General features: G+C 47.8%; 19 protein-coding genes. 6 read left to right on the top strand and 13 right to left on the bottom strand.

The annotated features are described in order from the left end of the window. Positions 1-185 precede the first annotated feature (185 nt). Entirely contained in the window at positions 186-812 is a 627-nt protein-coding gene (locus WJT86_RS07485; RefSeq protein WP_346336919.1) for a MarC family protein, read from the top strand. Between the two features lie 6 nt (positions 813-818). On the opposite strand, the gene WJT86_RS07490 is transcribed toward WJT86_RS07485, so the two are convergent. Beyond that, the gene (locus WJT86_RS07490) at positions 819-1,961 is read right to left on the bottom strand and encodes a M20 family metallopeptidase (protein WP_346336920.1); all 1,143 of its coding nucleotides are present in this window, start codon (positions 1,959-1,961) and stop codon (positions 819-821) included. A gap of 151 nt (positions 1,962-2,112) precedes the next feature. Here WJT86_RS07490 and WJT86_RS07495 point away from each other — a divergent pair, with 151 nt between their 5' ends. Continuing rightward, on the top strand, positions 2,113-2,859 hold the full coding sequence (locus tag WJT86_RS07495; protein WP_346336921.1) for a murein L,D-transpeptidase family protein: 747 nt from the start codon (positions 2,113-2,115) through the stop codon (positions 2,857-2,859). 66 nt (positions 2,860-2,925) lie between these two features. Here WJT86_RS07495 and WJT86_RS07500 read toward each other — a convergent pair whose 3' ends face one another. Continuing rightward, positions 2,926-3,456, bottom strand: coding sequence for a single-stranded DNA-binding protein (locus WJT86_RS07500; protein WP_346336922.1), 531 nt, complete (start codon positions 3,454-3,456; stop codon positions 2,926-2,928). 383 nt (positions 3,457-3,839) lie between these two features. On the opposite strand from WJT86_RS07500, the gene uvrA reads away from it, so the two are divergent. From uvrA to trmFO, 3 genes are all read left to right on the top strand, one after another. Continuing rightward, the gene (gene uvrA / locus WJT86_RS07505) at positions 3,840-6,791 is read left to right on the top strand and encodes an excinuclease ABC subunit UvrA (protein ID WP_346336923.1); all 2,952 of its coding nucleotides are present in this window, start codon (positions 3,840-3,842) and stop codon (positions 6,789-6,791) included. Between the two features lie 216 nt (positions 6,792-7,007). Beyond that, positions 7,008-7,160 carry a DUF1127 domain-containing protein gene (locus tag WJT86_RS07510; protein ID WP_346336924.1) on the top strand — a complete coding sequence of 51 codons (153 nt, stop codon included), beginning with the start codon at positions 7,008-7,010 and terminating at the stop codon, positions 7,158-7,160. 129 nt (positions 7,161-7,289) lie between these two features. Continuing rightward, positions 7,290-8,684, top strand: coding sequence for a methylenetetrahydrofolate--tRNA-(uracil(54)-C(5))-methyltransferase (FADH(2)-oxidizing) TrmFO (gene trmFO, locus WJT86_RS07515; RefSeq protein WP_346336925.1), 1,395 nt, complete (start codon positions 7,290-7,292; stop codon positions 8,682-8,684). Positions 8,685-8,687: 3 nt separating this feature from the next. Here trmFO and WJT86_RS07520 read toward each other — a convergent pair whose 3' ends face one another. From WJT86_RS07520 to yajC, 5 genes are all read right to left on the bottom strand, one after another. Continuing rightward, positions 8,688-9,569: a phytoene/squalene synthase family protein gene (locus tag WJT86_RS07520; protein WP_346336926.1), complete on the bottom strand. Its 882-nt coding sequence runs from the start codon at positions 9,567-9,569 to the stop codon at positions 8,688-8,690. 13 nt (positions 9,570-9,582) lie between these two features. Further along, a complete protein-coding gene (locus tag WJT86_RS07525; protein ID WP_346336927.1) occupies positions 9,583-9,999 on the bottom strand; it encodes an Mth938-like domain-containing protein in 417 nt (138 codons plus the stop codon). Positions 10,000-10,004: 5 nt separating this feature from the next. Next, positions 10,005-10,931: a protein translocase subunit SecF gene (gene secF, locus WJT86_RS07530; protein WP_346336928.1), complete on the bottom strand. Its 927-nt coding sequence runs from the start codon at positions 10,929-10,931 to the stop codon at positions 10,005-10,007. Between the two features lie 67 nt (positions 10,932-10,998). Continuing rightward, positions 10,999-12,612 (bottom strand): protein translocase subunit SecD, encoded by a 1,614-nt coding sequence (gene secD / locus WJT86_RS07535; protein WP_346336929.1) that lies wholly within the window; start codon positions 12,610-12,612, stop codon positions 10,999-11,001. A gap of 144 nt (positions 12,613-12,756) precedes the next feature. After that, a complete protein-coding gene (gene yajC, locus WJT86_RS07540; RefSeq protein WP_346336930.1) occupies positions 12,757-13,113 on the bottom strand; it encodes a preprotein translocase subunit YajC in 357 nt (118 codons plus the stop codon). A gap of 218 nt (positions 13,114-13,331) precedes the next feature. Between yajC and WJT86_RS07545 the strand changes: the two genes are divergently transcribed. Next, the gene (locus WJT86_RS07545; RefSeq protein WP_346336931.1) at positions 13,332-14,204 is read left to right on the top strand and encodes an ATP-binding protein; all 873 of its coding nucleotides are present in this window, start codon (positions 13,332-13,334) and stop codon (positions 14,202-14,204) included. Positions 14,205-14,356: 152 nt separating this feature from the next. Here WJT86_RS07545 and WJT86_RS07550 read toward each other — a convergent pair whose 3' ends face one another. The 6 genes from WJT86_RS07550 to tatB all read right to left on the bottom strand — a co-directional run bounded on the left by WJT86_RS07550 (position 14,357) and on the right by tatB (position 19,896). Then, positions 14,357-15,523, bottom strand: coding sequence for a peptidoglycan DD-metalloendopeptidase family protein (locus WJT86_RS07550; protein ID WP_346336932.1), 1,167 nt, complete (start codon positions 15,521-15,523; stop codon positions 14,357-14,359). A gap of 170 nt (positions 15,524-15,693) precedes the next feature. Beyond that, positions 15,694-16,377 carry a protein-L-isoaspartate O-methyltransferase family protein gene (locus WJT86_RS07555; RefSeq protein WP_346336933.1) on the bottom strand — a complete coding sequence of 228 codons (684 nt, stop codon included), beginning with the start codon at positions 16,375-16,377 and terminating at the stop codon, positions 15,694-15,696. A gap of 27 nt (positions 16,378-16,404) precedes the next feature. Continuing rightward, positions 16,405-17,184, bottom strand: coding sequence for a 5'/3'-nucleotidase SurE (gene surE / locus WJT86_RS07560; RefSeq protein WP_346336934.1), 780 nt, complete (start codon positions 17,182-17,184; stop codon positions 16,405-16,407). A 2-nt stretch (positions 17,185-17,186) separates the two neighbouring features. Further along, positions 17,187-18,461, bottom strand: a complete 1,275-nt coding sequence (serS, locus tag WJT86_RS07565; RefSeq protein ID WP_346336935.1) for a serine--tRNA ligase — start codon at positions 18,459-18,461, stop codon at positions 17,187-17,189. Positions 18,462-18,574: 113 nt separating this feature from the next. Beyond that, on the bottom strand, positions 18,575-19,381 hold the full coding sequence (tatC, locus tag WJT86_RS07570) for a twin-arginine translocase subunit TatC (protein ID WP_346336936.1): 807 nt from the start codon (positions 19,379-19,381) through the stop codon (positions 18,575-18,577). After that, complete coding sequence (gene tatB, locus WJT86_RS07575) at positions 19,378-19,896, bottom strand: Sec-independent protein translocase protein TatB (RefSeq protein ID WP_346336937.1); 519 nt, start codon at positions 19,894-19,896, stop codon at positions 19,378-19,380. Before tatB ends, tatC begins: the two co-directional genes overlap by 4 nt. Positions 19,897-19,899: the final 3 nt, after the last annotated feature.

Raw genomic sequence — 19,899 nt, forward strand, 5'->3', positions numbered from 1 at the left:
CGGCGTATTTTTAAAAGATAATATAGGGTTGTTTTTTTGAATTGTTTTATCAAGAAACAAAAACAATCCACTGATATTAAAAGATAAATATTATTTATAAAAATATTCTCACATTGTAATATCGCCAAAGCTGGAACATGACTGCATATCGAATACCAAACACCTAACATTTTTCGCTGGTTCTTATGCCGTTTGATACATTTACATCTGCTCTTGTTACCCTGCTTGTAACGCTTGATCCAATCGCTTTGGCACCAGTGTTTTTGTCCCTGACGCATGGCATGAGTAAAGCTGAACGTAATCAGGTTGGCTTCAGGGCATCTCTCATTGCTTTTGTTATTCTGGCTTTCTTTTGTCTGGGCGGTGAAGCGGCCATGCGCGCTCTGGGTATTGGCCTTCCAGCCTTCCGTATTGCCGGTGGTTTGTTGCTGTTCTGGATTGCCTGTGAAATGGTTTTCGAGAAACGGACAGAACGCAAGGCTCAAACTGCCGAAACAGCTATCACGAAAGACCATATCCGTAATGTGGCCGCCTTCCCGCTTGGCATTCCGCTATTGGCCGGGCCCGGCACGATAACAGTCATTATTCTTTATTCTGGTCAGGCTGGTGGCAACTACGCCTATACTGCAACATTGCTTCTGGCTATTGCGATTGGCGTTCTTTGCTGTTTTCTGGTGTTTCTTGTCGCTCAGACCCTCTCTCGCATTTTGGGAGTGACGGGTAATATCGTTATGAGCCGACTTTTTGGGATGATTTTGGCTGGTATGGCCGTCCAGTTCATTCTGGACGGCATCAAGGCTGCCTTTTCATAAAACGAATTATTCTGCTTCAGCAGCCAGTCTCTCCAACAGGCGCATCATCAGAATACGACGCGGTTCAATGGACGACAGCTCAATATATTCATTGAGCGTATGACCACCGCCTCCCTCGATGCCAAGGCCATCAACTGTTGCAATACCAAGAGCAGCGGTAAAGTTACCATCTGAACCACCACCGACACGTGGCATTTCACCGATTGTTTGCCCAATGCTGGTTGCAACCTCTTCGATAATCCCACAAAGACGCGCAACTTCTGCATGGCGCTCAAATGGCGGGCGATTAATTTCACCTTCAATACGCAGTTTTATCCGCTCATCATAAGGCTTGATACCTATAATCTTGCGGAAATATTCTTCACCGTCTTCAATGTTATTAATCCGTAGATCGACTGTCAGCATGCAATACTGCGGCACAACATTTACGGCAGAGCCACCATTAACGACACCAACATTTACAGTGATTCCACGCTCATAATCAGTCAGGGCTTCCAAATCGAGTATCTGACGGGCAGCTTCCTTAATAGCACTGGCACCCATCTCATGATATACACCCGAATGAGCAGGAACGCCTTCAATAAGAATATCAAAACGCCCGACACCTTTGCGTGAGGTAACAAGCTTTCCGCCTTCCCGGCAGGCTTCTGTGACAAGAACATATTCAGACTGCTGGCCTAAAAGCTCAATAATAGGCCGACTTGAAGGGCTACCAATTTCTTCATCAGGCACGAAAAGAAATAAAACTGGACGTATCAGTTTATGATCAAAGATCAGCTGTTTAAAGGCCTGCAAGGCAATATAGGCGCTTGCTTTCATATCATAGACGCCGGGCCCATAAGCTCTGTCGCTATCAATCTGCCATGGCAGATCATTGGCTAATGTGCCAACGGGATGCACTGTATCAAGATGAGCCAACAGCAGAACCGCTTTTTTGCCGTTGTCAGGGCCGGCTCGCAAAAGCAAAGTATCTCCAAGACCATCACGCCCGGAAAACCGCTCGACCAGCACCGGAAGCCCCTCAACTTCCTTCTCAACAAGATCCATCATGGCATTAACGCCAATAGCGTGGGTTGTCGGACTTTCCGTTTCAACCCAGGTGCGAATGGCTTCAAGCATATGTTGTGGTGGAAGTTTCTTTTCTGACATAGCTGTCTCCTGATCTGACAACTATAAACATAAAGTGCTGGTTTCATAAAGGATTTTATATCGTTTTACGAAGTTTTACTCTTTCCTAATACATTCCTGAAATGAAGGAATTTATCCATAAAGATATCTCTTCAAAACTTAGCAGGAAGATATGGGCAGGCTGGCAGTATTTACAGCAATAATTATCATAATCGCTGCGGGGCTTTTTTATGCCTACAAACGATACGGGATCCTTTTTCAACTCGCTCCATACAATACAGCAATAGATCAGTCTCTTGAGCAAGCTGGATTTAAACTGGGCACCCCGATACTGGTTCGTATTTTTAAAAAAGAGAGCCTTCTCGAAGTCTGGCAACAAAGAGACGATAAATTCACACTCTTCAAAACCTACCCTATCTGTACCTGGTCCGGAGCACTTGGGCCAAAACATCGTGAAGGTGACAAACAATCTCCGGAAGGTTTTTATATAGTTACAAAGAAACAGCTTAATCCAAACTCCAGATATCATCGTGCCTTCAATATCGGCTATCCAAATGCTTATGATAAACAGCTGGACAGAACAGGCTCAGCCCTCATGGTTCATGGCAGCTGCGTCTCTGTTGGCTGCTATGCCATGACGGATTACCAGATCAGTGAAATATACCGCATTATTGAAAAAGCTTTTGATGCTGGACAGGCCGAGTTCCAAATCCAGATTTATCCTTTTCGGATGACCAAAGAAGCTATGGAAGCCAATAAATACAATCCATGGCTTGAGTTCTGGCAAAATCTCAAACAGGGCAATGATCTGTTTGAAGCAAGCGGTACACCACCAAAGGCATACGGGTGTAATGGCGTCTATGGTTTCAACTTGAGCAAGCAAGAAGCTGAGAAATGTCAGCCAATTAAAGGCTGGTGAAACAAAACAAGGGAAAGCGCAGAGCACTTTCCCTTGCCTGAATGAAAAGCCGACAAGCTTTAAAGACTAGAATGGAATATCGTCGTCCAGATCATTAAAGCGGCCCCCGCCACTCTGGGCTGGCGCGTTGGATGGAGCTGGGCGGGACATTGACTGCTGTCCACCACCGAAATCACCACCCTGACTGATCTGGCCCTGACTGGAACCCATATTATCATCATAGCCGCCGACATCACCACCGCTGCCGCGGCTGTCGAGAATTGTCAGTTCACCACGGAAACGCTGCAGAACGATTTCTGTTGTGTAGCGTTCCTGACCTGACTGATCCTGCCACTTACGTGTCTGAAGCTGGCCTTCAACATAAACCTTTGAACCCTTACGCAGATATTGCTCGGCAACACGGGCGAGGTTTTCATTGAAAATTACGACAGAGTGCCACTCGGTCTTTTCCTTGCGTTCACCCGAGTTCTTGTCGCGCCATGTTTCAGACGTTGCAATACGCAGGTTCACAACTGGGTCACCAGAGCCCATGCGACGTACTTCAGGATCACGACCGAGATTGCCGACCAGAATAACTTTATTAACGCTGCCTGCCATCACACTCTCCACATTCGTAATCGGCAAATACCTAAAGATGATGTTCTGTACCGCAAACGCGCCAAGAACAAGGCATTTCAGGATATTTACCCAACATATCCAGACATAATCGCAATAATACGCTACCCGGAACTTAAAATATACCCGCGCTTATTGTTCTTTTTTTGTTCTAAAATCAATACGCAAGTAAAATATTTCCAGTGAAATTAAGAGTCATATTTTTATGGGCAGCCTATTTTAAACTTCTCCCTTTGCCCCCACATATCAGCAGGCATATTATTCTTGCCGCTTGAGTTTGTACTCATTTTGTTCTAAATCATCATACGTTACAGTTTTAAGATAACTGCCTGCAATTATGCAGCTAAGCCAAAGATATTGATCCGATGACGACTCTCGACGACCTTTTCAATCGCGCTAAAGCGGGTGATCCAACAGCTCGTGTTATCACCGTTCGCGGGGCGCGTGAGCATAACCTTAAAAACGTCGATCTGATGATCCCGCGGGATAGTTTTACCGTTTTCACCGGGCTTTCTGGCTCGGGTAAATCGTCATTGGCATTTGATACCATCTACGCTGAAGGTCAGCGTCGTTATGTTGAATCCCTCTCAGCTTATGCCCGCCAGTTTCTGGAGATGATGCAGAAGCCGGATGTTGACCAGATTGACGGACTTTCTCCGGCCATTTCAATCGAGCAGAAGACAACCTCGAACAATCCACGTTCAACGGTCGGCACAGTCACGGAAATCTACGATTATATGCGCCTGTTATGGGCACGTGTTGGTATTCCTTACTCTCCAGCAACAGGCCTGCCGATTGAAAGCCAGACAGTCAGCCAGATGGTTGATCGTATTCTTGAGTTGCCGGAAAAAACACGCCTTTTTCTGCTGGCCCCAATTGTACGTGGTCGCAAAGGCGAATACCGGAAAGAACTGGCCGATCTCCAGAAGAAAGGCTTTCAGCGCGTCAAGATTGATGGCACGTACTATGAGATCGACGAAACACCGGCTTTAGACAAGAAACTGAAGCATGAAATTGATGTGGTCGTTGATCGTATTGTTGTGCGCGCTGATATTGGTTCAAGACTTGCGGAATCCCTTGAAACAGCTCTTGAACTCGCAGAAGGCATTGCTGTTGCAGAATATGCAGACGACAAGGATGAGAAAGGTAATGCCAAGCGTATTACCTTCTCTTCCAAATTTGCCTGCCCTGTTTCAGGCTTTACAATTCCTGAAATCGAACCACGCCTGTTCTCATTTAATAACCCTTATGGTGCCTGCCCCACCTGTTCCGGCATTGGCCACCAGATGCGAATTGCCGATCATCTGGTCATTCCCAATACCAAGCTATCATTGAAGGGTGGTGCCGTTGCACCCTGGGCAAAATCCTCATCCCCCTATTACGCTCAAACCTTCAATGCGTTGGCCAAACATTATGGCTTTAAAATTACAACGCCTTGGGAAGATTTGCCGGAAGCTGCTCAGCACGCCATTCTTCATGGCTCAGGCAAAGCAGATATCCGTTTCGTATATGAGGATGGCGTCAGGAACTACGAGGTTACAAAGCCATTTGAAGGCATCATCCCCAACCTCGAACGCAGATATAAAGAGACAGATAGTGACTGGGCCCGTGAGGAAATAAGCCGTTATATGAGCGAGACACCCTGCTCGGCCTGTGGCGGAAAAAGACTGAAGCCAGAAGCTCTTGCTGTTAAAATCTCACAAAAAGATATCAGCGATATTACCTATGTCTCAATTCGCGCAGCACGTGACTGGTTCACCGGCCTGCCAGAGCAGCTGAACCAAAAGCAGAATGAGATTGCGTATCGTATTCTCAAGGAAATTAACGAACGCCTCACCTTCCTGCTGGATGTCGGCCTTGAATATCTGACGCTTGCCCGCTCCTCTGGCACCCTATCAGGTGGTGAAAGCCAGCGTATCCGTCTGGCTTCGCAGATTGGCTCGGGGCTTACAGGCGTTCTCTATGTGCTCGATGAACCTTCAATCGGGCTTCATCAGAGAGATAACGAGCGGCTTCTGGGGACTTTAAAGCGCCTGAGAGATTTGGGTAATACCGTTATCGTGGTTGAGCACGATGAAGATGCTATTCTTCAAGCTGACTATGTCTTCGATATTGGCCCTGGCGCGGGTATTCACGGAGGCAATGTTGTCTCTAAAGGAACACCGGAACAGATCAAGGCAGATCCAAACTCTCTGACCGGACAATATCTGACAGGCAAAAAGTCTGTCAGAACGCCAACAAAACGCCGGAAGCCTCAGAAAGACAGGATGCTTAAGCTAGTCGGCGCCACTGGAAACAACCTGAAGAATGTAACGGCATCATTCCCGCTTGGCACATTCACCTGCATTACCGGTGTTTCGGGCGGCGGTAAATCCACCCTCGTACTGGACACTCTTTATAAGGCAGTCGCGCGCCAATTGAATGGTTCAACGATCCATCCGTCTCCGTTTAAGGCGCTTGAAGGCATTGAGAACCTTGATAAGGTTATTGATATCGACCAATCACCAATTGGCCGGACACCACGATCAAACCCGGCAACATATATCGGAGCCTTCACCCCTATTCGTGAATGGTTTGCAGGTCTCCCGGAAGCCAAGGCACGCGGATATCAACCTGGTCGTTTCTCCTTCAACGTTAAGGGCGGCCGTTGTGAAGCGTGTCAGGGTGATGGTGTTATCAAGATTGAAATGCACTTCCTGCCAGACGTTTATGTGACCTGTGATGTCTGTAAGGGCAAGCGCTATGACCGAGAGACTTTAGAAGTTAAATACCGCGGCAAATCCATCTCGGATATTCTGGATATGACAGTTGAAGAAGCCAAGGAGCTGTTCAAGGCTGTACCATCCATTCGTGACAAGATGGAAACCCTGTCACGCGTTGGCCTCGGCTACATCAAGGTGGGCCAGCAGGCAACAACACTCTCTGGTGGTGAAGCACAACGTGTGAAACTTTCCAAGGAGCTGTCAAAGCGCGCTACTGGCAGAACACTCTATATTCTGGATGAACCGACAACAGGCCTTCACTTCCATGATGTTGCCAAACTTCTTGAGGTTTTGCACGAGCTTGCAGATCAGGGAAATACAGTACTGGTTATTGAGCACAACCTTGAGGTTATCAAAACAGCTGACTGGGTTATTGATATGGGCCCTGAAGGCGGTGATGGTGGCGGTATGATTGTTGCAGAAGGTACACCTGAAGATATCAGTAAAAATACCTCAAGCTATACCGGCCACTTCCTCAAAGAAGTTTTGCAGCGACGTCCGGAAACCATGCCGACTGAGAAGAAAAAATCGGCAAAGTCCAAAGCTGATAGCTAAACTGAATTTTGGAACACAAAAGACCCGCTAATCAGCGGGTCTTTTACGATTAGAAAAGCCTAAAACCTTAATGAAAATTAAGGGTTTCATTCACTAAACGCATGCCTTCCATGTCCATTCAGCTCTGGTTCAGACTAAAGTATTAATATATAAAGCTATCACGTCATGGGGACGTAGAAACGAGGTTGCAAAATATGCAATCCAATGGAGCTGAAGATGTTCATCTCATATGTTTTGGCAAAGTTCCGCACGTATCTTCGTTATCGGGAGACGGTCCGCGAGTTGTCCAAACTTACTGACCGCGAACTCGATGATTTGGGTATTACACGGTTCCAGATTGAAAACGTTGCACGCGTTCATAGTGCATAATAACTGTAAAACTTACAAGATTGCGCCCGCTACCAGCGGGCGTTGCTTTTTCTGGGCTTTGATTTCTAGAGCCATTCACATTATGAATGCTGCTTCCGACAAATCACTCAATATTCAAGGCCCTCGTGCATGACAAAAACAAACCCGATACATGTTGTTGGTGGCGGTCTCGCTGGTTCAGAAGCTGCTTGGCAAATTGCCAATGCGGGCGTTCCTGTCATTTTGCATGAAATGCGTCCTGTCAGAAAAACTGAAGCGCACTCAACAGAAGGCCTGGCTGAGCTTGTCTGCTCCAACTCATTCCGATCTGACGATGCAACTGCAAACGCGGTTGGGCTTCTGCATCAGGAGATGCGCAGCCTGAACTCTCTGATCATGGCAACAGCTGATAAGCATCAGGTCCCAGCCGGTGGTGCGCTTGCTGTAGACCGTGTTGGCTTTTCTGATGCCGTCACGGAAGCATTATCACAACATCCGCTTATCACAATTGAACGTGAAGAAGTTACCAGACTTCCACCAGAAGAATGGAAGTCTGTTATCGTCGCAACAGGCCCATTGACCTCACCTGCCCTTGCAGAAGCCGTTCAGGCTGTCACAGGTGAAAAGGAGTTGGCTTTCTTTGATGCGATTGCACCAATCATCTATCGTGACAGCATTGATATGAATAAGGCCTGGTTCCAGTCCCGCTATGACAAGGCAGGCCCCGGAGGAACTGGTGCAGACTATCTGAACTGCCCATTCTCAAAGGAAGAATATGAGGCTTTCATTGATGCGCTGATTGAAGGCGAGAAAACATCATTCAAGGAATGGGAAAACACACCTTACTTTGATGGCTGCCTGCCAATTGAAGTCATGGCCGAACGCGGACGTGAAACCCTGCGCCATGGGCCAATGAAGCCTGTTGGTCTGACGAACCCGCATAATCCTGAAGTGAAATCTTACGCTATTGTTCAGCTACGTCAGGATAACGCACTGGGCACCCTGTTCAATATGGTCGGTTTCCAGACCAAGCTGAAATACAGCGAACAGACACGTGTTTTCAGAATGATCCCCGGGCTTGAGAATGCTGAGTTCGCCCGTCTTGGTGGCTTGCACCGCAATACCTACCTGAACTCACCCAAGCTGCTGGATGAGACTTTACGCCTGAAATCGCACCCATGGCTTCGTTTCGCCGGGCAGATCACAGGTTGTGAGGGTTATGTTGAAAGCGCTTCCATGGGCCTCATGACCGGGCGTTTTGCTGCGGCTGAGGCATTGGGCAAGCCAATTACTTCACCTCCGCTGACAACGGCACTGGGAGCCTTGATCAACCATATTACAGGTGGACATTTGGCTTCTGAAGATGAAGGCCCACGTTCATTCCAGCCAATGAACGTCAATTTTGGCTTATTCCCACCACTTGAGAGCATGCCAAAGGCACCAGATGGCAAAAGACTGCGTGGTTCCGTTAAGGCTCTTGCGAAGAAGAATGCCCTGACAGACCGTGCCAGAGCAGATCTCGCACAGTGGATGCAGTCACTTTAAAACTTAAGCAAACAGTGGCTTCTTGGAACTCCGCCATAAAGTCCACTGTTTGCGCCATTGCGCAATATCCAGAACACTTTGGTAAGGCTGATAATCTTTACGTGTCATCAGCTCCAGATAAGACTTTACAAGGCAGAGTGGTAAATAAGCTGCCCGGATTGAGCCCGGCAGCTGCTGTATAGCCTGCTCAGCAAGATTCAGGTGGTTCTGAGCAATCTCCCTTGCATCATGAAGGACCTGCTTCACATCTGCCTCTGAGTTTCCCTCAAACACATCTTGATGATCTATGCTTCTCTGCTGAAACAACGACAGGGGAATATATAGTTTCCCGTGCCTTGCATGCCATGGAAAAGCCCGGAGCAGACCTGTAAGTGTATAAGCAACGCCACTATGACCAGAAGCCTCAGACGCATCAATCTGTTGACCTGCCAGTATGGTTGCAACCATCTGAAAAAGAACCGAACAGGTTTCTCCGCAATACCCCTCAAGGTCATTCACTGTCGGCATCGGTTCCTGATAGATATCGAAAACCCGTGCATCCACTAAATTACGAAGAAACGATACAGGTAGTGAGAACCTTGCAACCGTATCAGCCAGAGCCATGACAACGGGGCTCGACTGGCCTTCTAGCCCCTCTCCCGCTTTGGAAGAATGCTCCAACAGATCCAGCGCATCTCGCCACCACTGCAGGCGAATCTCACCAGTCAGACTCTCTTTGATACTTCCCTGAATATGGGCAATTTCTGCACTGAAGGCATAAAGCGCCATAACATGACGGCGCTTCTCAGATGGTAAAAAGAGCGATGCAAAATAACGGTCAGAATCCTGCTGTCGCAATGTATGGGCACATTGCTCATAAGCAAAATCAAGCCTGTCCTGTGCCATGGTTTTCCAACCGTCAGTTCTGAACTGCAATCACAGCCATCGCAATGCGACGCTGTTCTTCAAAAAGCGAATTATATGTCCGTAAAGCAGAGCCTGTCTGCATGAAATCAGAGCGAATACCGCTCTCTATAAGCTTCTGTTTCAGGGTATTGGTTGGGAGCACTACATTATTGCCTGTTCCAACAAACAGAAAATCAATCTCATGTGCTTCCTGCCGGATTATGTCCAGTATCAGGTTGAAATCCTGTTCAAGGCTCTCGCGGGAAACAGCAGCAGTCTCATCCCGCCGCCAGGCATGGATACCTGATGGCAGGATGACGATAGAACCTCGGTGAGACATTTCTGCAAACCGGAAACCACCATCACCATAGGCATCTATTGGGTAACGGCCAGGGATAAAACCATCATATATCTGCTGGCCGTCACTCATTATTTTCAGGCTCCAGCGACGGCTTTATCTTTCTGACCACTCAGCTTCAGACCGATGTAAATCAAAGATGGCGTCGAAATGCAGATAGCTGAATAGGTACAGATTATAACACCAGCCAGCATCACCATAGCGAAACCATGAATAGCCTCACCACCGAAGAGCACGAGTGCCAGCAATGAAAGCGAGGTTGTAATCGCGGTCATCACGGTACGCGACATTGTGTGGTTGATTGAAATATCGAGCAATTCAACTGTTGGAATAGCTTTATATTTACGCATCAGCTCACGGGTACGGTCAAACACAACCACAGTCTCGTTCAGTGAGTAGCCAACAATCGTCAGGATCGCGGCAATTGATGTCATATTAAACTCAATCCGCGTAATCATGAAGAAGCCAACAGTCAGCACGATATCGTGCAGCGTACCCACAATAGCTCCTAAGGCCAGCTCACGTTCAAAGCGGAACCAGAGATACATCAAAACGGCAACAACGGCGACAATAATACCGATTGTACCGGACTGAACCAATTCACCGGAAACGCGTGGACCAACGCTCTCCACACGGCGGAAGTCATAATCTGCCTCTAAAGCTGCACGTGCTGTCTGAACGACCACTTTCTGGGCCTCTTCACCACCTGGCTGGCTTTTGAACTTGATTGAGACGCCACCGGAATTGCCGAAGCCCTGTACTTCAACCTCACCAAAACCAAAATTGGTTGTAGTGGTACGAAGCTTGGCCATATCTGCAACACCAGAGTGAGCCTGAATTTCAATCAGCGTTCCACCTTTAAAATCAACGCCAAAGTTCAGACCAACCGTGAAAAACAGCACGATTGTCGCAATCGACATAATTGCCGAAAGCGGAAAGCTGAAATGACGTAATCCCATAAAATGGATTTTTGTATTGTCGGGCCAAATGCGGAGAAGACGCATGGATTTGCCTTATATCAGTAACAGTTCAACACCAGCGGGCCATCTGGCCCGCAGTCTCAGATCAAAATTAGAACGGAATGCTCTTTGGACGTACCCAGGAGTACCAGGCTGCAATCATCATACGTGTCAACGTTACAGCGGTAATCACGGTTGTCAGAATGCCCAGAATGAATACCACAGCAAAGCCTCTGACAGGGCCAGAACCGAGGAAGAACAGGATAAGAGCAGCAATCGCCATTGTACTGTTCGAGTCGATAATGGTTGCAAAGGCACGGTGGAAGCCAGCCTCAATCGAATTCACGATTGTACGGCCTTCATGATATTCCTCACGGATACGCTCATAAATCAGAACGTTGGAGTCAACGGCCGTACCAATTGTCAGCACGATACCCGCGATACCCGGCAATGTCATCGTTGCTTCCAAGACTGACATCAAACCAAGAATCAGGCCGACGTGAACAATCAGGGCGATGTTTGCAAAAAGACCGAAGATGCCATAGGTTGCGAACATGAAGATTACGACGAAGACGGCAGCCACAAGTGTTGCCTTCTTACCGGCTTCAATCGAATCCTGACCAAGGCCCGGACCAACAGTTCGCTCTTCAACAATTGTCAGCTTAGCAGGCAGAGCACCGGAACGAAGCAGCAGAGCAAGTTCATTAGCTGTTTCAGTCGTATATCGGCCAGTGATAACACCATTACCACCCGTAATTGGCGTATTGACGGTTGGTGCAGAAATTACGCGGTTATCGAGAACAATTGCCAGATTACGGCCAACACCTTCCGTAGTCGCCTGCCCAAAACGCTGGGCGCCACGGGCATTAAATTTGAAAGTGACATTCGGCTCGTTTGTCTGCTGGTCAAAGCCAACCTGAGAATCTATTAGATCTTCACCACTAACGATGATACGTCGCTCAACCGGCATAGGCTGCCCGCCATAATCATCAGAGGGTAGCATATCAATATCAGTATCCCCCTGACGGGCCACAAAGCGAAATTCAAGCTTGGCGGTTTTACCGAGAACTTCCATCAATTTCTGAGGATCTTGCAAACCTGGAACCTGAACCAGAATACGGTCATTTCCCTGACGCTGAATATTCGGCTCAGTCGTCCCCCCGAAGTCGATACGCTTACGAACAACCTCAATAGCCTGCCCTACAACACGTCGAATGCGATCATTAATGCCTTCATCGGTGTAATTGAGTTGAATGGCACCTTCAGGCGTTACAGTCACATCAATATTCTTTGGCCCACCAGAGAATGCGCCACCGATATCCTGTGGGATAGTCTCACGTATTTTCTTTAAAACACGTTCCTGGTCTGCACTTTGAGCCAGACGAATCTGCACGCCACGCGGAAGGGTCTGAATCCCCCCCTCAAGAGCGACACGTTCTGAACGAATAATATTACGCACATCATCACGAAGCTGCGCAACCATACCCGAACGACCACGGATAAGATCATTGGAATCAATTTCCAGCAGAACATGTGAGCCGCCTTGAAGGTCGAGCCCCAGTACAATTGCACGCTGCGGAACCAGCCAGTGTGGCACCCATCCCGGCAATGAGTTCATAAAGGCTTCGCGGCCTTTCTCATCCATAGTGCTTGGGAAGGCCAGAAGCAGACCAACGAGAATGACAGCAATTGTCGAAAACAGTTTCCATTTGGAAAAGCGAAGCATAACTTCCGGCTCACCTAAAGCTTATTAATACAGATAAAATCAGGTCACCCTGATACATCAAAACCAGAGCACATATCAAATACGTGCTCTGGATGATCAATTGAACAAGAAATAAGGCAAAATTATTTTACCTTATAGCCCTGTTTACTTCTTTTCAGTGGAAGCATCTTTGCCTTTGACAGGCTCGCTGCGGGTACGAACGTCTGCAATCATTGAGCGGACAAGCTGTACCTTAACGCCATTGCTGATCTCAACTTCGATATCAGACTGTTCGTCAGTTACCTTTGTGACCTTTGCAACAAGGCCACCGGCTGTAACGATTGTGTCTCCACGGCGAACGGCATTCAACATCTGGCGATGCTCTTTTGCCTTGCGCTGCTGTGGACGTATCATAAGAAAATACATCACAACGAAGATAAGGATAAAAGGTGCAAAGCTAATCAGCGGGTTAGGTGCCTCAGCTGCTGCAGCAGCACCTTGGGCAAAAGCAGGTGTAATCAAGCCAGTTTCTCCATTTATTAGTATGCGCTCGATACCAGAGAAAGGCGCTCTAAGCAAAGACCTTATGATCTGAGCGCCGTGTTTTCCGGGAAAATCGGTTCATAGTTATCTAAAACATGAGAATCGCCCCGTAAACAAGTACTTTCCCGACATTGAAGCATATTTGCAGCAAACGAATGTCTTGTATAAATAGGCAATGAATTCTGAAAGATAAAATCATGCCGCAGCAAACACCTGACACAGACCAGCTATTATTGCGTATCGCAGAAGCTTTAGAACGCCTGTCTCCTCCAAAAACAACTTCTGCTGATTTTGACGCAGCTGATGCCTTCATCTGGCAGCCTCAAACCAAACAGCTCATACCAGTCCCGAAAGTAAACCGGGTTGATATGGTGCTTTTGCGTGGCATTGATCAGGTGAGAGATATTCTGGAAGACAATACGAAACGCTTTGCCCGCGGGCTCCCTGCCAATAATGCATTGCTCTGGGGTGCGAGAGGTATGGGTAAATCATCCCTTGTGAAAGCAGTCCATGCGCATGTGAATACAGACAGTAACAGCAAAACAGCTCTCAAGCTGGTTGAAATTCACAGAGAAGACATCGACACCCTCCCCGATCTGATGACAAGCATCCGCCTGTCACAACACCGCTTTATCGTATTCTGTGATGATCTGTCTTTTGATGGCAATGACACAACTTACAAATCCCTGAAAGCTGTCCTTGAAGGTGGGATTGAAGGTCGCCCGGATAATGTGATCTTTTATGCCACATCCAATCGTCGGCATATTCTGGCCCGTGAGATGGTTGAGAATGAAAGTTCGACAGCTATTAATCCGGGAGAAGCCGTTGAGGAAAAAGTCTCCCTGTCAGACCGCTTCGGACTATGGCTAGGTTTCCATAAGTGCTCTCAGGATGATTATCTGGAAATGATCTTCTCTTACGTGAAGCATTTCAACCTGCCTATTGATGCTGAACAGGTACGCCGGGAAGCCCTTGAATGGTCAACAACACGCGGCTCACGTTCAGGCAGAACGGCATGGCAATATATTCAGGATTTAGCGGGTCGCCTTGAGCGCCCACTAACCAACTAACACAAATTAAAAGAGGACAGCGACTGAGCTTCGCTGCCCTCTTTTCGTGATCGGCTAAGGGTCTCGAGAAGCCGATCAATAGTGGTATCTGTGTTGAAATATACTTAAGACTTAGGTCAGTTTGTCTCTGGAACAAGTCCAGAGACTGTTTTTTAGCTACCCAGATATGGAACCGGATCAACCGGTGTCTGGCCTTTACGGATTTCAAAGTGCAGCTGCGGAGATGTTACATCACCCGTCTGTCCGGACTTCGCGATAACCTGACCGCGAGAGACTCGCTCACCACGCTTCACATTGAGAGAACCATTGTGAGCATAGGCACTGATGTAACCGTTATCATGCTTGATCAGTACAAGGTTGCCGTAAGATTTCACATCATCGCCAGCAAAGGTAACAGTACCAGCTTCCGTTGCACGGACTGGTGTTCCTTCCGGAACGGCAATATTGATGCCTTCATTACCACCGCCTGAGCCGAACCCGGAAATCACACGCCCTTTTGCAGGCCAACGAAAATCAGAAGAAGGTTTTGCAGCTGTTGCAATACTTGCTGTCTGTTCAGCATCTTTCTGAGCATTGGCAGTCGCAGCACTGGCTGTCCTTACAGGCTCTGCAACTGCACTCTGAGCAGTATTGGAAGCGGTCTGAACCTGTGTTTTTGCTGTAGCAACAGGCTGCGCAACCTGCTTCTCAGCAGCAGCTACCTTTGTATTAACAACCTGCTTGGCCTTACCGGTTGCATTTGTGGCAACAGCTTTTGCCTGATTATTCAGGGACGTTGCAGCCAGATTACCAGACTGCGAACGCACAGGAACCGGCACTGGCGTCGGAACAGCTGTTGAAGCTGCTGCAACCTTTGTTCCAGCAAGGTTGGAACTATAAACCGGAATGACGATATTCTTACCAGCAGCAACCTGAGAAGATGCTGTCAAACCATTCGCAGAGAGAATGGCATTAGCAGGAACACCGTAACGATTTGAAATGCTCGTCAGGTTATCACCCTGCCCAACGACAATGGCAGTACCACCGCTTGTCGTCCAACCACCACCAGCGACATTAGCTACCGGCTGCAGTGGCTGAGATGAATAGCTCGGAGTTGGCGCATATGTAGCCATCTGCTGCGGCGCAGGCTGATAAACAGGCTGCACAGGCGCTGATGCCACTTGCTGCGAAGCTCCGGCACTATTGTTAAAAGGATTCGAAAATGGATTCTCGGAAAACCGAGATGTATTATCACAAGCCGCAACCAATCCGCCAACAAGGCCAACCAGTGCGACACGAGATAACAAGGCTCCCCGCCCAGCACTCATCTGTTTACGCATCAACTAATACTCACACACAGTACGCAACTAAGATGAGAATAGTTAAATAGGATTTAGGTTAAGTAAGTGTTTCCAAAATCAAAAAACTTGGAGATTCTTATATTTTTTTGAATTATTTTTTTCCCTGCATGGTCAAAAATGGTAAATTTTAACCAAAAACAACGGCGTTCTCAGGAAGAAATCGTATCTTTATTAACCAAAGGAGATAATCGCAAAGGCGCTCCCAATTCCTGATGAAGTGTGCCTTTTTCCTGTTTGACGATTTTTACCAGCCTCGGAAACCCTTCAAGCGTTAATGCACCAACCAGCTTTGCGCCATCAGAGAGCAGATTCGTCATTGTCTGGGGAATCGCTAAGCCTGAGCCATTGAGAAGAATTCTGTCGTACTTCGTTCCACGCAGACGTGTGGCGAGCCCATCCCCAACCTCAAGGCTAATATATTGTTCATGCCCAGATATCTTGATTCTTTCCTGCGCACTTTCTGAAAGCTGTTCATAGCGTTCAACAGTTGTGACCTTTGCCCCCATCTGGGCAAGCAGTGCGGAAACGTAACCAGAGCCTGTTCCGACTTCGAGAACAGAATGCCCGGGCTGTACATCAAGAGCAGACAACATCAGTGCAATAGTCGTTGGCCCTGTCATTGTCTGACCACAGGGCAAAGGCAATGCCACATCGGTACGAGAAAGGTCGCGGAAACGCTGGGGAGCAAATAACTCGCGTGGTACCTGCTCCATAGCTCTCAACACAGGCGTATTACGAATGCCTTTTTCACGCAAAGCCAGCACAAATATAGCAGCACCGACATCAAGATCGGTACCGTCATGAAATTCATGCTGGTTTACGTCTGCATCCATTCTCTAACCTGTAGCCTGCTGAATAAATTATGAGCGTGATGCTTTATCAAGAAAGCCCTGAGCATATTGAGCCAGAACAGAGTGATCTGTCATATCAATGCGTAAAGGCGTTACAGCGATACAGCGGTTGTTAACGGCCCATAAGTCTGTGCCCTCTTCCCATGTTTCACTTCGGCCACCAAAAGTAAGCCAGTAGTATGGAATAGCACGCCCATCCTCACGCTTCTCAACCTGAATAATATCCTGACTGCGGCGCCCTTGGGTTACAACCTCAATACCTGCAACATCACCCGGTTCACATCCGGGGAAATTGACATTAATACACCCACCTTTTGGGATACCGATTTCAAGAATTTTGCGAACAACCTCTGCACCATGCATCTCAGCACAGTTCCACGGAACAGAGGCCCTTGCCCGATGGTCATAAGCCTGAGACATGGCAATAGCAGGAATGCCGATAATAGTTGCCTCAACAGCACCGGCAACCGTTCCTGAGTAAATAACGTCTTCTGCTATATTCTGTCCGCGGTTTACGCCGGATAGCACCAGATCCGGCGCCTTATCCTGCATAAGATGACGAACAGCCATAATCACACAATCTGATGGCGTACCACGAACAGCATAATGCTTTGGCGATATTTCCCGCAGACGCATGGGATCGTTCAGTGAAAGCGAATGAGATACACCACTTTGATCATAATCAGGCGCAACAACCCAGACATCATCGGATAGCTGTCTGGCAATATTTTCCAGAACCGATAAGCCCGGACCATGAACACCGTCATCATTGGTGCATAGGATTCGCATAATCACCCTCCGATTTTTGTTAGCCCACCCATATAAGGCACAAGTGCTGTTGGTATCGTGACACTACCATCCGAATTCTGATAGTTTTCCATAACAGCAATCAGCGCACGGCCAACGGCAATTCCCGAACCGTTCAGAGTATGGACGAAACGTGGGTTTTTACCCTCGCTAGGACGATAACGTGCATTCATACGGCGCGCTTGAAAATCCCCACAGACTGAACAGCTGGAGATTTCACGATAGGTTTTCTGCCCAGGCACCCAAGCTTCAATGTCGTATGTTTTCATGGAAGCAAAGCCCATATCACCTGTACACAGGGTCATGACACGATATGGAATATCCAGCTTTTTCAAAACAGCCTCAGCACAAGACAGCATACGCTCATGCTCTTCAGCTGACTGCTCTGGAGTTGTGATTGAAACAAGCTCACATTTCATAAACTGGTGCTGACGGAGCATACCGCGCGTATCACGACCTGCCGCCCCTGCCTCCGCACGGAAGCATGGTGTCAAAGCTGTAACGCGTAATGGAAGCTCTTCCTCACTCAGAAGGCTCTCACGAACCAGATTCGTCAAAGGTACTTCGGCAGTTGGGACAAGCCAGAGACCATTAGAAACAGCAAACTGGTCATCACGAAATTTTGGCAGCTGAGCTGTGCCATACATAGCTTCATCACGCACCAGAATTGGCGGGTTAACTTCTGTATAGCCATGCTCGGTTGTGTGCAGATCCAGCATGAACTGACCAAGAGCACGCTCAAGACGCGCAAGCTGGCCACGAAGAACAACAAAGCGAGAACCTGAGAGCTTTGCGGCAGCCTCAAAATCCATCAACCCCATAGCTTCGCCAAGCTCAAAATGCTGCTTGGGATCATCGATTTCACGCGGCGTTCCAAAATAATGGCGCTCAACGTTATCGGCTTCATCCTTACCCACAGGGGTGTCTGCACCTGGAGTATTCGGAATTGCAGACAGCAGCTCATCAAGCTCCTGCTGAATTTGCCGCTCTTCAGCCTCAAGCTGAGGAATAACCTCTTTCAGCTTTGCAACATCAGCCATTAACTGCTGGGCACGGGCCTCATCCTTGGCAGCCTTTGCCTGACCGATCTCTTTGGAAAGACTATTGCGCTTCTCAAGAGAATTCTGCAGTGTGGTAATTGCAGTTTTGCGGCGATCGTCCAGAGAAATGATGGATTGAGCCAATGGTTCCAGCCCACGGCTAGCCAATCCCTTATCAAAAAGCTCCGGAGTTTCCCGAATAAAACGGATATCGTGCATATTCGACCTGTAAATTCTGTTGAGGCTAATGAAATAGGTTCTAGCGGGAAAATCCCGCTATGTCACGCAAAGCAGGTTAGTTCTAACATTTATCTTGAGACTGAAGATATATCTTAAACCTGAAGGTCCTGCCCCGGCTCTGATGTCTCATCATTGCCACGACGTTTCTCTACCATACGCACGGCAAGGATACCTGCTTCATAGAGAAGTAAGGTTGGAATAGCCAAAGCAAACTGACTGATTACATCAGGTGGCGTAAAAATAGCAGCGATGACAAAGACAAACACAATCGCATGCCGACGCTTATCAGTCAGAAAAGTAGAGGTCACCATCCCTGCCCGCGCCAGCAAAGTCAGAACAACCGGCAACTGGAAGCAAATACCAAAGGCAAAAATCAAGGTCATAATCAATGACAGATATTCACCAACCTTTGGCATAAAGGTGATTGTTGGCGCCCCTTCTGCTGCAAGCTGCTGCATGCCGACAGAGAATCGCATTAACAGAGGCATTGCAATAAAATAGACAACGCATGCCCCGACAAAAAACAGGACAGGTGTCGCAACCAGATAAGGTACGAAAGCCTTACGCTCATCCTTATAAAGACCAGGGGCTACAAACTTGTAAATCTGGACAGCTATAACTGGAAAGGCAAAGAAACCGGCCCCAAAAGCAGCAACCCATAGCTTGGTCTGAAAGAACTCAAGACCATGGGTATAAATCAGATGCGCTTTTTCAGGGCTACCAACCGCATAAACATAGGGTTCAACAAGGATGTTATAAATTGGCGTCGAAACAGCAAAGCAGACGATAAACATAACAAAGAAAGCAGCAAGTGCTTTAATCAACCGTGCTCTCAGTTCGATCAGATGGTCGATCAAAGGCGCACGCGAAGCTTCGATATCATCTTCAATTTCACTCATTTCGCTTTTCCACCCGCCTTGGCTGTTTTAGCTGCTGTTGTTTTGCGGGGCTTTGCTTTTTCAGACGTTGTGGTCGCAGCTACCTTACGCGCCGGTGCCTTCTCTGCAGGAGGTTTGGCATTTGATGCTTTTGGCGCTGCTTTCTTAGGCTTGGCAGATACTTTCTGCTTCTCAGCTGCAGTTTCCGTTTTTGCCTCATCATCAAAGACTGGTGGCAAAAGTGTCGCCGGATTTTCAACCGCCTTCTGAATATCATCAGCTATATTCTGCAAAGGCTCAAAAGGATTAATTGAAGGGCCAGAATCTGTCACGTCAGAAGCTGCTTTTTTCAGCTCCTCAAGATCAGCCTCACGCATGGCTTCCTGAAACTGCGACTGAAACTCGCCAGCCATACGCTTGAGCTTCCCGACAGTGGTGCCAAGAGCTCGAAGTGTTTTCGGTAGGTCTTTAGGGCCTATGGCTATCAGTGCAACGCCACCGATAACCAGAATTTCCCCCCAGCTCATGTCAAACATGGT

Source organism: Hohaiivirga grylli, from assembly GCF_039655745.1.
GTDB classification, from domain to species: domain Bacteria; phylum Pseudomonadota; class Alphaproteobacteria; order Rhizobiales; family Beijerinckiaceae; genus Hohaiivirga; species Hohaiivirga grylli.